This window comes from Pseudomonas sp. P5_B2, assembly GCF_056400445.1.
The window spans coordinates 1-13,317 of record NZ_JBFULH010000091.1 but is presented as its reverse complement, the minus strand read 5'-3'; the positions used below and the strand labels follow the sequence as shown (position 1 = coordinate 13,317).

The following is a 13,317-nucleotide window of genomic DNA, read 5'->3' as shown; positions in this document are numbered from 1 at the left end:
GTTCAGGGCGGCATGCACCAGGATCTGCGCATGCGTTCCCTGGAAGGCCTCGACCAGATCGGCTTTGATGGCCTGGCCATTGGCGGTCTGTCGGTGGGCGAGCCCAAGCACGAAATGATCAAGGTGCTGGATTATCTGCCGGGCCAGATGCCGGCTGACAAACCTCGTTACCTTATGGGCGTTGGCAAACCGGAAGATCTGGTTGAGGGTGTGCGCCGCGGTGTGGACATGTTCGATTGCGTGATGCCAACCCGTAATGCCCGCAATGGGCATCTGTTCATTGACACCGGYGTGCTGAAGATCCGTAACGCGTTCCATCGCCATGATGATTCKCCGCTGGATCCGACCTGCGATTGCTATACCTGCCAGAACTTCTCCCGTGCTTATCTGCACCATCTGGACAAGTGCGGCGAAATGTTGGGTAGCATGTTGAATACCATCCATAATTTGCGCCATTATCAGGTGCTTATGGCTGGTTTGCGCGAGTCTATTCAACAAGGTACATTGGCCGCCTTTGTCGATGCCTTCTACGCCAAACGCGGGTTACCTGTTCCGCCTTTGGACTGAGTTTTCTGACCCCAAGATCCAACATTTGCAACTGGAGTGCTAAATGAGCTTTTTTATCTCTAATGCCATGGCTGACGCTGCTGCACCTGCTGCTGCGGGCCCAATGGGTGGCGGCTTTGAGTGGATTTTCCTGGTCGGTTTCCTGGTCATCTTCTACCTGATGATCTGGCGTCCACAGGCCAAGCGCGCCAAAGAGCAGAAGAACCTGCTGGGCAGCCTGCAAAAAGGCGATGAAGTTGTGACCACCGGTGGTATCGCCGGCAAGATCACTAAAGTGGCAGACGATTTCGTTGTTCTGGAAGTTTCCGACACCGTCGAAATGAAATTCCAGAAAGGCGCCATTGCCGCCACGCTGCCAAAAGGCACACTAAAAGCGATCTAAGTTTCAACTTCTACTCAATCGACGGGGCGCGCAAGGCGCCCCGCGTCATATAGCGGGCGGCGTGATGCTGAACAAATACCCTCTGTGGAAATACATTCTGATCCTGGCGGTGCTAGCGGTCGGTCTGATTTATTCCGCTCCCAATTTATATCCTGATGACCCGGCCATTCAGGTCAGCGGCGCAAGCACTGCGCTGGTGGTCACTCAGGCTGATCTGGATCGCGTGAGCGCTGCGCTCAAGGAATCCGGGATCGCCGTCAAGGCTGCCACGCTGTCGGCGAACGGCAAGGGTGGTCTGATTCGCCTGACCAAGGCTGACGCTCAGTTGCCTGCCAAAGACGTCGTGCGCAAGGTGTTGGGTGATGACTACGTCGTTGCACTGAACCTGGCACAAACCACGCCACAATGGCTGCGCAGCCTGGGCGCGCACCCGATGAAGCTGGGTCTGGACTTGTCCGGTGGTGTGCACTTCCTGCTGGAAGTGGACATGGACAAAGCCATCGACGCACGCTTGAAAGTGTACGAAGGCGACGTAAAGAGCCTGTTGCGTAAAGATAAACTGCGCTATCGCAGCCTGCCGCAATTCAACGGTGCCATTCAGCTGGGCTTCAGCGATGAAGCAGCCCGCGAACAAGCCCGTTTGCTGATCCGCAAGAACTTCAGTGATTTCGACATTGTTCCGGCCGACCTCAATGGTCAGCTGGTGCTGCGTCTGGCGATGACCCCGGCCAAGCTGGCGGAAATCCGCGAATACTCCATCAAGCAGAACTTGACCACGGTACGTAACCGCGTCAACGAGCTGGGTGTTGCCGAACCGATCGTTCAGCGTCAGGGCGCCAACCGCATCGTGGTTGAGCTGCCGGGCGTGCAGGACACCGCAGAAGCCAAGCGTATCCTCGGCAAGACGGCCAACCTTGAGTTCCGTCTGGCAGCTGAGCCGGGTGCTTCGAAAGCCACTTCCGAGACCTTCGAATTCCGTGAAGGCAATCGTCCGTCGGCACAGATCGAGCGTGGCCTGATCATCACTGGTGACCAGGTGACTGACGCCAAGGCTGGCTTCGGCGAGCAAGGCACGCCAGAAGTGAACATCCGTCTGGATGGTCATGGCGGCGAGCTGATGAGTCGTGCGACTCGCAGCAATGTCGGTCGCAGCATGGCGGTGATCTTCATCGAACAGCGCCCAGTGACCACCTACACCAAGCAAATGGTCAATGGCGTCGAGAAAGACGTCGCGGTCCAAACGTTCAAAGAAGAGAAGAAGATCATCAGCCTGGCGACCATCCAGTCGCCGCTGGGTGCTCAGTTCCGCATCACTGGCCTGAACGGCCAGGGCGAGTCTTCCGAGCTGGCGCTGCTGCTGCGTGCCGGTGGTCTGGCTGCACCGATGTACTTCGCTGAAGAGCGCACCATTGGCCCAAGCCTGGGTGCCGACAACATCACCAAAGGTATCGATGCATCGCTGTGGGGCATGCTGTTTGTCTCGCTGTTCATCATCGCCATCTACCGCTTCTTCGGCATCATCGCCACCGTCGCTCTGGCTGTGAACATGGTGCTGCTGCTGGCCTTGATGTCTCTGCTGGGTGCAACGCTGACCCTGCCAGGTATCGCCGGTATCGTATTGACCATGGGTATGGCGGTCGACGCCAACGTACTGATCTTCTCGCGGATACGTGAAGAGATCGCTGCAGGCATGACCGTACAACGGGCAATCAACGAAGGCTTCGGCCGGGCATTCACCGCGATTCTCGACGCCAACCTGACAACCTTGTTGGTCGGCGGGATTCTCTTTGCGATGGGCACCGGCCCGGTCAAAGGTTTCGCAGTGACGATGTCCCTCGGGATCTTTACCTCGATGTTCACGGCCATCATGGTGACCCGCGCGATGGTCAACCTGATCTTCGGCGGTCGTGACTTCAAGAAGTTGTGGATTTAAGGGGCTGCCATGTTACGTACAATCAACTTCATGGGCGTTCGCAACTTCGCGTTCGGCGTCACATTGTTCCTTACTGCACTGGCGTTGTTCAGTGTGGCCACCAAAGGCATGAACTGGGGCCTGGACTTTACCGGCGGTACGCTCATCGAGCTGACCTACGAGCGTCCGGCCGACGTCACCAAGGTGCGTGAGCAACTGGTCACTTCGGGTTATCACGAGGCCATCGTGCAGAGCTTCGGTGCAACCACCGATTTGCTGGTGCGCATGCCGGGTGAAGACCCGCAGCTGGGTCATCAAGTAGCCGAGGCCTTGCAGAAGGTCGGTGGCGACAACCCGGCGGTGGTCAAGCGCGTAGAGTTCGTCGGCCCGCAGGTCGGTGAAGAACTGCGCGACCAGGGCGGCCTCGGCATGCTGATGGCGCTGGGCGGTATCCTGATTTATCTGGCGTTCCGCTTTCAGTGGAAGTTTGCGGTCGGTGCCATTGTTTCGTTGATCCACGACGTGATCGTGACCATCGGTATCCTGTCGTTCTTCCAGATCACTTTCGATCTGACGGTATTGGCGGCAGTACTGGCGATCATTGGTTACTCGCTCAACGACACCATCGTGGTATTTGACCGGGTTCGCGAGAACTTCCGTGTACTGCGCAAGGCAACCCTGATCGAGAACATCAACATCTCGACCACGCAAACCCTGCTGCGGACCATGGCGACCTCGATCTCGACGTTGCTGGCTATTGCGGCCTTGCTGTTCTTCGGTGGCGACAACCTGTTCGGTTTCTCCATTGCACTGTTCATTGGTGTTCTGGCGGGTACTTACTCGTCGATCTATATCGCGAACGTGGTGCTGATCTGGCTGAACCTCAGCAGCGAGGATTTGATTCCTCCTGCGGCGACCGAGAAGGAAGTCGACGACCGCCCATAACGGTTATCGTTTTCCAGCTGTTTGCCAAAAAAGGCGCGAGTTGAACTCGCGCCTTTTTTTGTGCTCCAAGGCTGGGAGAAGCGCGGGTTTTCCCGCATGTGATGGTCAGGAGGTTCATGTGAACAAGTCGATGCTGGTTGGTGCGGTTCTGGGTGCTGTCGGTGTGACTGCCGGGGGTGCTGTCGCTACCTACAGCCTGGTTAAAAGCGGTCCTGAGTATGCGCAAGTACTCGCCGTTGAGCCGGTCAAGACACAGATCAAGACGCCACGTGAAGTATGCAAGGACGTTACCGTGACTCGGCAGGCGCCGGTCAAAGATCAGCACCAGATCGCCGGTACGGTGGTCGGTGCATTAGCCGGTGGTCTGCTGGGTAATCAGGTCGGCGGCGGCTCCGGCAAGAAAATTGCCACGGTCGCGGGTGCTGTCGGCGGTGGTTATGCAGGCAACAAGGTTCAGGAAGGCATGCAGGAGCGTGACACTTACACCACGACTCAAACTCGCTGCAATACCGTGAATGACATCAGTGACAAGGTTATTGGCTACGATGTCCGGTATTCGCTGGATGGCAAGGAAGGCAAGGTGCGGATGGATCGCGATCCGGGTAACCAGATTCCGGTCGACAAGGAAGGTAAGCTGGTCCTGTCGCAGAATGACGAGAATCGCTGAATACTCAGGTTTTCAGATTCAAAAGGAAGCACCCTTCGGGGTGCTTTTTTTTTGTGTGCGCCAGGCATGGCGCGTTGCGCGCAAGCGCAACCAGCTTGGCTGTGGTGGTCACGCTGGTGACTTGGAGGTGAAAGTCCTCTACACACCCGGCAAGGGGAAGTGTTAGCCAGAGGCAAGGGTGTCGCGGGTGACTGCGAATCTGAAGGAAGCCCGAGGCAAAATGCTGGCCTGACGAACAGGAAGCGGATAGAGGCGGCGCAGCGGGGTAAGACGGCACAAATCGTCAAAGCCCGATACTTGCACGGAATGCTGTGACGTATATCCGACAGGCATAAGCAGGAAGGTCGCGCGAATTACCCTGGGAGATCTGCCCGTTTGCCACTGTGCTACCGAGCGCCGCGAGGCGACGGGATGAGCGTGCAGAAGTCAGCCGAAGCCGTAGTAAGTGGCGGTCAACCGCGCCACCAAGGGCCGAACAGGTTATGCCGCCAGTAGGCGTCAGAGTCTCGTTGAATACCGAAATGCAGAAATTTCTCCAAGAGAAGACTGTTACTCCGAGTCCCGGACAGAATCCGAGAATGACGGCTGACAGCGCAAAGGTATCGACGGCATCTGTGACGTGGACGAACGCGGAGCCGGACACGCTGATGGCGCGGGTGCTTGCACCGGCCAACCTCAGGCGTGCGTATCAGCGCGTGGTTAGCAACAAAGGCGCACCGGGTGCTGACGGCATGACGGTCGACGAGTTGGCGGACTACGTGAAACAGTTTTGGCCAATCCTCAAGACTCGGCTGCTGGCCGGCGAGTATCACCCGCAAGGTGTGCGCGCCGTCGACATCCCCAAACCCAAAGGTGGAACGCGACAACTGGGTATTCCCTGCGTCGTGGATCGCCTGATCCAACAAGCCCTGCTGCAACAGCTCACGCCGATCTTCGATCCGCTGTTCTCGGACTACAGCTACGGTTTTCGTCCGGGCAGAAGCGCTCACCAAGCCATCGAAACAGCCCGTGCCCATGTGGCGGCGGGTGACCGTTGGTGCGTGGAACTCGATCTGGAGAAGTTCTTTGACCGGGTTAACCACGACGTTTTGATGGCCTACGTGGCGCGTCAAATCGAGGACAAACGGGTGCTCAGGCTGATCCGTCGTTACCTTGAAGCCGGTGTGATGTCGGGCGGGATCGCCAGCCGACGGCAGGAAGGGACGCCGCAAGGCGGCCCGCTCTCACCGTTGCTGTCGAACATCCTGCTCAACGAACTCGACCGCGAACTGGAGCGACGGGGTCATCGTTTTGTACGTTATGCCGACGATGCGAACATTTATGTGCGCAGCCCGCGTGCTGGCGAACGAGTGATGAGGAGTGTTGAGCGCTTCCTGAATCAGCGCCTGAAACTGACGCTGAACCGGGACAAGAGCCGAGTAGCCGGGTCTTGGATGTGTGATTACTTGGGCTACGGGATGAGCTGGCATCAGCAACCGAGGCTGAGAGTGGCAACGATGAGTCTAGGTCGTTTGCGCGACCGACTCAGAGGCCTGCTACGTAAAGCACGGGGCCACAAGATGGTGAATATCATCAAGCGGATAAACCCCGTGCTGCGCGGTTGGGCTGGCTACTTCAAGTTGACTCAGGGCAAGCGAGCGTTGGAGATACTGGATGGCTGGGTGCGCCACAAACTTCGCTGTGTCATCTGGCGGCAATGGAAGCAGCCCTCGACGAGGGCGCGCAACTTGATGCGATTGGGACTCGACGAAGGGCGCGCCTGCACATCAGCGTTCAATGGCCGAGGCCCATGGTGGAACTCGGGAGCGTCACATATGAATCAGGCGCTGCCGAAGAAGCTGTGGGATCGACTCGGGCTGGTCTCGATACTGGATACGATTAACCGGCTTAGCCGTGTAACCTGAACCGCCGTATACGGAACCGTACGTACGGTGGTGTGAGAGGACGGCGGATGTGAATCCGCCTCCTACTCGATGTCCACGATTTATGCAGCACCCCACAATCCCTGTGGGAGCGAGCCTGCTCGCGATGACGGTCTCACATCCACCATTAGTGGTGATTGACCCACTGCTATCGCCAACAGGCTAGCTCCCACAATGGATCTTTGGTGTTTGTGGGGAGCGAATTCCAAGCATAAAAAAAGCACCCCGAAGGGTGCTTTCTCTGTCGCTGGAAGCTTAGCGCTTCAGCGAAGGCGGCAGGTGCGGCTGGATGGCCGTCAGCACTGCTTTGAAGCACTTGGTGTTACCGGCAACGACGTGGCCTTTTTCAAGGAAGTCGTGACCACCAGTGAAGTCGCTGATCAAACCACCGGCTTCCTGGATCAGCAGGGCGCCTGCAGCCATGTCCCACTCGGACAGACCCGACTCCCAGAACGCGTCGAAACGACCGGCGGCCACGTAGGCCAGGTCCAGGCTCGCCGAGCCGGCGCGGCGGATGCCGGCGGTCTGGCCAACCAGGGCGCGGAACATGCCCAGGTAGTTTTCGAGGTTGTCCATCTGGTCGTCGCGGAACGGGAAGCCAGTGCCCAGCAGGGCGCCGTCCAGGCTGGTACGGCCGCTGACGCGCAGGCGACGACCGTTCAGTTGAGCGCCGCGACCACGGCTGGCGGTGAATTCTTCCTGACGGACCGGGTCCAGAACGACTGCGTGTTCCAGGCGACCGCGGTATTTGCAGGCGATGCTGACAGCGAAGTGAGGAATGCCGCGCAGGAAGTTGGTGGTGCCGTCCAGCGGATCGATGATCCACAGGTACTCTTCGCCTTCGATGCCGTTGCCGGCGTGCATGCCGGTTTCTTCACCCAGGATCGAGTGGTTCGGGTAGGCCTTGCGCAGCGCATCGATGATTTTCTGTTCGGCGGCGCGATCCACCTCGGATACATAATCCTTGGCGTCTTTTTCGTCGACCTTGATGGTATCCAGGCGCTCGATGGAGCGGAAAATCAATTCACTGGCGCTGCGGGCGGCGCGCAGCGCGATATTCAGCATGGGCTGCATGGATGTGTCACCTAAGGTTGTTAAAGAAAGCCGGGCATTCTATCAGAACTTTTCTACAGGTGAAGGTCGGTGTTCGCATTCATAGCTTAACGGTAGTAGTAACTGTAAGATTCGGCTCCCTGATTCTGTGTTCGAGAACGCCTCCCGTGCTGCAAAACATTCGTGTCGTCCTGGTCAATACCAGTCACCCCGGCAACATCGGCGGGGCTGCGCGTGCCATGAAGAACATGGGCCTGTCGCGGCTGGTGCTGGTCGAGCCGCGGTTATTCCCGCATCACGAAGCCGACGCCCGTGCTTCCGGTGCCGGGGATATCCTTGAAAACGCGCAAGTCGTCGCCACCCTGGAAGATGCCTTGGTCGGCTGCAATCTGGTCCTTGGCACCAGTGCTCGTGATCGTCGCATTCCCTGGCCGTTGCTCGATCCCCGTGAATGCGGTGTGAAAGTGGTGGAAGAAGCCGGGCAGGGCGCCGAGATTGCCTTGGTGTTCGGCCGTGAAGATTCCGGCCTGACCAATGAGGAGCTGCAGCGATGTCATTATCACGTGCACATCCCTTCAGACCCTGAGTTCAGTTCGCTGAACCTTGGTGCGGCGGTGCAGGTGTTGGGTTATGAAGTGCGCATGTCCTGGCTCGCGGCCCAAGGGCAGCCGAGCAAGGTCGAGAAGGATGAAGTGGCGTCCACCAAAAGTGGTGAACTGGCGACCATGGATGAGCTGGAACGATTCTATGAGCACCTGGAGCAAACCCTGGTGGCCATCGAATTCCTCGATCCGGAAAAACCACGGCACTTGATGGCGCGCCTGCGCCGGTTGTACGGACGTAGCTCGGTCAGCCGGGCGGAAATGAATATATTGCGTGGCATCCTCACGGAAACCCAAAAAGCGGCCCGTGGCGAGCTTCTAAAGCGGAAGGATTAAAAATGTTCGAGCGTTTGCGTGAAGATATCCAAAGCGTATTCCATCGTGACCCGGCGGCGCGTAACGCTTTTGAAGTCCTGACTTGCTACCCGGGCATGCATGCCATCTGGATTCATCGTCTGTCGGCGGCCTTGTGGCGCGCAGAGCTGAAATGGCTGGCGCGGCTGGTGTCGAACTTCGGTCGTTGGTTGACCGGGATCGAGATCCATCCGGGTGCCAAAGTCGGTCGCCGTTTCTTTATTGACCATGGCATGGGCATCGTCATCGGTGAAACCGCCGAGATCGGCAATGACGTCACCCTTTATCAAGGTGTGACGCTGGGCGGGACCAGCTGGAACAAGGGCAAGCGTCACCCGACCCTTGAGGATGGCGTGGTAGTCGGTGCGGGCGCCAAGGTGCTGGGCCCGTTTACCGTCGGCGCCGGGGCCAAGGTCGGCTCCAATGCTGTGGTGACCAAAGCGGTTCCACCGGGGGCTACGGTGGTGGGGATTCCGGGGCGGATCATCGTCAAGTCCGATGACGAGCAAGATGCCAAGCGTAAAGCCATGGCCGAGAAAATTGGCTTCGATGCCTACGGTGTCGGCGAAGACATGCCAGACCCGGTGGCGCGTGCCATTGGTCAGTTGCTGGACCACTTGCAGGCGGTCGATGGTCGGCTGGAGGGGATGTGCGGCGCGCTGAAGGATCTGGGCAGTAACTACAGAGCCAAGGATCTGCCTGAGCTGCGCGAAGAAGACTTCGCCTGTGTGAAGGACAAGGATCAGAGTCAGGCCAGCTAGACCGAGTCGACTTTATCGCCAGCAGGCTGGCTCCCACAGGGAAATGCATTTCAAATGTGGGAGTGAGCCTGCTGGCGAAGAACGATAACGCGCAATTGCTGGCTGTAACCCTCCAGCCTTTGCTATGATGCGGCCGCTCTTTTGCGGGTAAACCTGACTAAAGTACTAGGTCTTATAGTTGACTTAAATACTCGGGAATTGCATACTCGCCCCATTCCGAACTCCGTGGTAATTGTCCATGAGACTGACTACAAAAGGCCGATACGCCGTGACCGCCATGCTCGATCTGGCGTTGCACGCGCAGCACGGGCCGGTGTCCCTGGCCGATATCTCCGAGCGCCAAGGCATCTCCCTGTCCTACCTCGAACAGCTTTTTGCCAAATTGCGCCGCAGCAATCTGGTGTCCAGCGTCCGTGGTCCGGGTGGTGGCTACCAATTGTCCCGCGACATGCAGGGCATCCAGGTGGCCCAGGTGATCGATGCGGTGAACGAATCGGTCGATGCAACCAAATGCCAGGGTCAAGGCGATTGCCATTCCGGCGATACCTGTCTGACTCACCACTTGTGGTGTGACCTGAGCCTGCAGATTCACGAATTTCTGAGCGGTATCAGCTTGGCTGACCTTGTGACTCGCCGTGAGGTACAAGATATAGCCCAGCGTCAGGACCAGCGCCGTTGCAACAGCAAGGCGCCACGCCTGGACAAGATTGAAGCGTCCGCCGTCGAATGACAGCCAAAGAGCTAACGGCACGCCAGCCAGCCTGATTTAGGAGATAGTCCATGAAATTGCCGATTTACCTTGATTACTCTGCGACCACCCCGGTTGATCCGCGTGTTGCGCAAAAAATGAGTGAATGCCTGCTGGTCGACGGAAACTTCGGTAACCCGGCGTCCCGTTCCCACGTGTTCGGCTGGAAAGCTGAAGAGTCCGTCGAAAACGCTCGTCGTCAGGTCGCTGACCTGGTCAACGCCGATCCGCGTGAAATCGTCTGGACCTCCGGCGCAACTGAATCCGACAACCTGGCAATCAAGGGTGCGGCGCATTTCTATGCGACCAAGGGCAAACACCTGATCACCACCAAGATTGAGCACAAGGCTGTCCTCGACACCATGCGCCAACTGGAGCGTGAAGGCTTCGAAGTGACCTACCTCGAGCCGCGCACCGATGGTCTGGTGACGCCGGAGATGATCGAAGCTGCACTGCGTGACGACACCATCCTGGTCTCGGTCATGCACGTGAACAACGAAATCGGCACCATCAACGACATCGAAGCCATCGGCGAGCTGCTCCGTTCCAAGGGCATCCTGTTCCACGTCGACGCCGCTCAGTCCACCGGCAAGGTCGACATCGACCTGTCGAAGCTGAAAGTCGACCTGATGTCGTTCTCTGCCCACAAAACCTACGGCCCTAAAGGCATCGGCGCGCTGTACGTCAGCCGCAAGCCGCGTGTTCGCATCGAAGCGACCATGCACGGCGGCGGTCACGAGCGTGGCATGCGTTCCGGCACCCTGGCGACCCACCAGATCGTCGGCATGGGTGAAGCATTCCGTGTAGCCAAAGAAGACATGGCTGCTGAAAACGTGCGCATCAAAGCCTTGAGCGACCGCTTCTTCAAACAGGTCGAAGGCCTGGAAGAGCTGTACATCAACGGCAGCATGACCGCCCGCGTACCGCACAACCTGAACCTGAGCTTCAACTACGTTGAAGGCGAGTCGCTGATCATGGCGCTCAAGGATCTGGCTGTTTCGTCCGGTTCGGCTTGCACCTCCGCATCGTTGGAGCCTTCGTACGTACTGCGCGCCCTGGGCCGCAACGACGAACTGGCACACAGCTCGATTCGCTTCACCTTCGGCCGTTTCACCACCGAAGAAGAAATCGACTACGCCGCGCAGAAAGTTTGCGAGGCCGTTACCAAGCTGCGCACTTTGTCGCCGCTGTGGGACATGTACAAAGACGGTGTCGACATTTCGAAAATCGAGTGGGCGGCACACTGATTTCAAGTCGCCGCGAACCGGCCCTGTAAACCAAGGTTTGCAGGGCTTAAAGAGCGACTCTCTGATGAGTGAGGAATAAGCATCATGGCTTACAGCGAAAAGGTCATCGACCACTACGAAAACCCGCGCAACGTCGGCAAGATGGACGCGGAAGATCCTGATGTCGGCACCGGCATGGTCGGCGCTCCGGCATGCGGCGACGTTATGCGCCTGYAAATCAAGGTCAACGAGCAAGGCATCATCGAAGACGCCAAGTTCAAGACCTATGGTTGCGGTTCGGCGATCGCCTCCAGCTCCCTGGCGACCGAGTGGATGAAAGGCAAGACTCTGGATGAAGCAGAGACCATCAAGAACACTCAGCTGGCTGAAGAACTGGCCCTGCCGCCAGTGAAAATTCACTGCTCCGTACTCGCTGAAGACGCTATTAAAGCGGCCGTTCGCGACTACAAGCAGAAGAAAGGCTTGATCTGACTTTCAGGTTTTGGCGACGAGTAAGGAGTCACCGATGGCTATCAGCATGACAGAAGCGGCTGCTCGACACGTGCGGCGCTCCCTCGACGGGCGCGGCAAAGGTGAAGGGATTCGTCTGGGTGTTCGCACCACAGGCTGTTCCGGCCTTGCCTACGTGCTGGAGTTTGTCGACGAGGTGGTTGACGAGGATCAGGTGTTCGAAAGTCACGGTGAAAAAGTGATTATCGACCCGAAAAGCCTGGCCTACCTTGACGGCACCGAGCTCGATTTCGTCAAGGAAGGGTTGAACGAAGGCTTCAAGTTCAACAACCCCAACGTACGCGGTGAATGTGGCTGCGGCGAAAGCTTCAACATCTGAGGCTTGTCGTGGGTACTCCTTGTCATTTCGCTTTATTTGAGCTGCGACCGAGTTTCAATCTGGACCTCGATCAGCTGGCTACGCGCTACCGTGAGTTGGCGCGCAGTGTTCATCCGGACCGCTTTGCTGATGCTTCCGAGCGTGAGCAGCGGTTGGCGCTAGAGCAATCCGCGAGCCTCAACGAGGCCTACCAGACGCTCAAAAATCCGCCCAAGCGCGCGCGTTACTTGCTCGCCTTGAACGGTGGTGAGCTGCCGCTGGAGGTCACGGTGCATGATCCGGAGTTTCTGCTGCAGCAGATGGAGCTGCGTGAAGAACTCGAAGACCTGCAAGACAGCGCCGATCTGGCCGGTGTTGCAGCGTTCAAGCGTCGGCTGAAAACCGCCCAGGATGTACTGAACCAAAGCTTCGCGGCTTGTTGGGATGACGCGTCGCACCGTGAACAGGCCGAACGCCTGATGCGGCGCATGCAGTTCCTCGACAAGCTCACCTACGAAGTGCGCCAGTTAGAAGAGCGCCTCGACGATTAACCCAGTGCCGCTCCGGTCGCACGCCTGATATACAGATAAGTCCTGATACCAATGGCCCTACTGCAGATCGCCGAACCCGGCCAAAGTCCTCAACCGCACCAGCGTCGTCTGGCTGTGGGGATCGACTTGGGCACTACCAATTCGCTGGTCGCTGCGTTGCGCAGTGGTCTTTCCGAGCCTCTGGCCGACGCTGACGGGCAGGTCATCCTGCCGTCTGCCGTGCGCTATCACGCTGATCGCGTCGAAGTCGGCGAGTCAGCCAAACTGGCTGCCGCTACCGATCCGTTGAACACGGTGCTGTCGGTCAAGCGCTTGATGGGTCGTGGTCTGTCCGACGTCAAGCAATTGGGCGATCAACTGCCGTACCGCTTTGTCGGCGGCGAGTCGCACATGCCGTTCATCGACACCATCCAGGGGCCGAAAAGCCCGGTGGAAGTTTCCGCCGATATCCTGAAAGTGCTGCGTCAGCGCGCTGAAGCGACGTTGGGTGGTGAGCTGGTCGGTGCCGTGATCACCGTGCCGGCCTATTTCGATGATGCACAGCGTCAAGCCACCAAAGACGCGGCCAAGCTGGCCGGTCTGAATGTGCTGCGCTTGCTCAATGAGCCGACCGCTGCGGCGGTGGCTTATGGTCTGGATCAGCATGCTGAAGGCCTGGTTGCCATTTATGACCTGGGCGGCGGCACCTTCGATATTTCGATTCTGCGCCTGACGGGCGGTGTATTTGAAGTCTTGGCTACCGGCGGCGACAGCGCGCTGGGCGGCGATGACTTCGATCACGCGTTCGCTGTCTGGATC

At 58.2% G+C, this 13,317-nt stretch carries 15 protein-coding genes; 14 read left to right on the top strand and 1 reads right to left on the bottom strand.

Annotation, left to right across the window (positions count from 1 at the left end):
- From AC1DRJ_RS10895 to ltrA, 6 genes are all read left to right on the top strand, one after another.
- A partial coding sequence (locus AC1DRJ_RS10895) for a tRNA guanosine(34) transglycosylase Tgt (RefSeq protein WP_477802138.1) occupies nt 1-567 on the top strand: 567 nt, incomplete at its 5' end.
- A 43-nt stretch (nt 568-610) separates the two neighbouring features.
- Nucleotides 611-949: a preprotein translocase subunit YajC gene (gene yajC, locus AC1DRJ_RS10890; RefSeq protein WP_003185175.1), complete on the top strand. Its 339-nt coding sequence runs from the start codon at nt 611-613 to the stop codon at nt 947-949.
- Nucleotides 950-1,013: 64 nt separating this feature from the next.
- Nucleotides 1,014-2,882, top strand: a complete 1,869-nt coding sequence (secD, locus tag AC1DRJ_RS10885; protein ID WP_477802137.1) for a protein translocase subunit SecD — start codon at nt 1,014-1,016, stop codon at nt 2,880-2,882.
- A 9-nt stretch (nt 2,883-2,891) separates the two neighbouring features.
- Nucleotides 2,892-3,806, top strand: a complete 915-nt coding sequence (secF, locus tag AC1DRJ_RS10880; protein ID WP_477802136.1) for a protein translocase subunit SecF — start codon at nt 2,892-2,894, stop codon at nt 3,804-3,806.
- A gap of 118 nt (nt 3,807-3,924) precedes the next feature.
- Nucleotides 3,925-4,473, top strand: coding sequence for a glycine zipper 2TM domain-containing protein (locus tag AC1DRJ_RS10875; RefSeq protein ID WP_477802135.1), 549 nt, complete (start codon nt 3,925-3,927; stop codon nt 4,471-4,473).
- Between the two features lie 482 nt (nt 4,474-4,955).
- Nucleotides 4,956-6,377 carry a group II intron reverse transcriptase/maturase gene (ltrA, locus tag AC1DRJ_RS10870; RefSeq protein ID WP_477802134.1) on the top strand — a complete coding sequence of 474 codons (1,422 nt, stop codon included), beginning with the start codon at nt 4,956-4,958 and terminating at the stop codon, nt 6,375-6,377.
- Between the two features lie 273 nt (nt 6,378-6,650).
- Here ltrA and suhB read toward each other — a convergent pair whose 3' ends face one another.
- A complete protein-coding gene (suhB, locus tag AC1DRJ_RS10865) occupies nt 6,651-7,469 on the bottom strand; it encodes a type III secretion system regulator SuhB (RefSeq protein ID WP_007948182.1) in 819 nt (272 codons plus the stop codon).
- A gap of 146 nt (nt 7,470-7,615) precedes the next feature.
- Here suhB and trmJ point away from each other — a divergent pair, with 146 nt between their 5' ends.
- The 8 genes from trmJ to AC1DRJ_RS10825 all read left to right on the top strand — a co-directional run.
- Entirely contained in the window at nt 7,616-8,386 is a 771-nt protein-coding gene (gene trmJ, locus AC1DRJ_RS10860; protein ID WP_310336481.1) for a tRNA (cytosine(32)/uridine(32)-2'-O)-methyltransferase TrmJ, read from the top strand.
- Between the two features lie 2 nt (nt 8,387-8,388).
- Complete coding sequence (cysE, locus tag AC1DRJ_RS10855; protein ID WP_477802133.1) at nt 8,389-9,165, top strand: serine O-acetyltransferase; 777 nt, start codon at nt 8,389-8,391, stop codon at nt 9,163-9,165.
- 238 nt (nt 9,166-9,403) lie between these two features.
- Nucleotides 9,404-9,895 carry a Fe-S cluster assembly transcriptional regulator IscR gene (gene iscR, locus AC1DRJ_RS10850; RefSeq protein ID WP_007948177.1) on the top strand — a complete coding sequence of 164 codons (492 nt, stop codon included), beginning with the start codon at nt 9,404-9,406 and terminating at the stop codon, nt 9,893-9,895.
- Between the two features lie 50 nt (nt 9,896-9,945).
- Nucleotides 9,946-11,160, top strand: coding sequence for an IscS subfamily cysteine desulfurase (locus AC1DRJ_RS10845; RefSeq protein ID WP_477802132.1), 1,215 nt, complete (start codon nt 9,946-9,948; stop codon nt 11,158-11,160).
- A gap of 84 nt (nt 11,161-11,244) precedes the next feature.
- Entirely contained in the window at nt 11,245-11,631 is a 387-nt protein-coding gene (gene iscU / locus AC1DRJ_RS10840) for a Fe-S cluster assembly scaffold IscU (protein WP_477802131.1), read from the top strand.
- Nucleotides 11,632-11,665: 34 nt separating this feature from the next.
- Entirely contained in the window at nt 11,666-11,989 is a 324-nt protein-coding gene (gene iscA, locus AC1DRJ_RS10835) for an iron-sulfur cluster assembly protein IscA (protein ID WP_392885589.1), read from the top strand.
- 8 nt (nt 11,990-11,997) lie between these two features.
- On the top strand, nt 11,998-12,519 hold the full coding sequence (gene hscB, locus AC1DRJ_RS10830; protein ID WP_477802130.1) for a co-chaperone HscB: 522 nt from the start codon (nt 11,998-12,000) through the stop codon (nt 12,517-12,519).
- Nucleotides 12,520-12,570: 51 nt separating this feature from the next.
- Nucleotides 12,571-13,317: Hsp70 family protein (locus tag AC1DRJ_RS10825; protein ID WP_477802129.1), on the top strand; the 747-nt coding region annotated here is incomplete at its 3' end.

Excerpts from the sequence above, each read along its gene's own strand:
- iscR (WP_007948177.1), top strand. The coding sequence starts at position 9,404 with ATGAGACTGACTACAAAAGGCCGATACGCCGTGACCGCCATGCTCGAT.
- secF (WP_477802136.1), top strand. The coding sequence starts at position 2,892 with ATGTTACGTACAATCAACTTCATGGGCGTTCGCAACTTCGCGTTCGGC.
- secD (WP_477802137.1), top strand. The coding sequence starts at position 1,014 with ATGCTGAACAAATACCCTCTGTGGAAATACATTCTGATCCTGGCGGTG.
- yajC (WP_003185175.1), top strand. The coding sequence starts at position 611 with ATGAGCTTTTTTATCTCTAATGCCATGGCTGACGCTGCTGCACCTGCT.
- suhB (WP_007948182.1), bottom strand. The coding sequence starts at position 7,469 with ATGCAGCCCATGCTGAATATCGCGCTGCGCGCCGCCCGCAGCGCCAGT.
- cysE (WP_477802133.1), top strand. The coding sequence starts at position 8,389 with ATGTTCGAGCGTTTGCGTGAAGATATCCAAAGCGTATTCCATCGTGAC.
- AC1DRJ_RS10845 (WP_477802132.1), top strand. The coding sequence starts at position 9,946 with ATGAAATTGCCGATTTACCTTGATTACTCTGCGACCACCCCGGTTGAT.
- ltrA (WP_477802134.1), top strand. The coding sequence starts at position 4,956 with ATGCCGCCAGTAGGCGTCAGAGTCTCGTTGAATACCGAAATGCAGAAA.
- iscA (WP_392885589.1), top strand. The coding sequence starts at position 11,666 with ATGGCTATCAGCATGACAGAAGCGGCTGCTCGACACGTGCGGCGCTCC.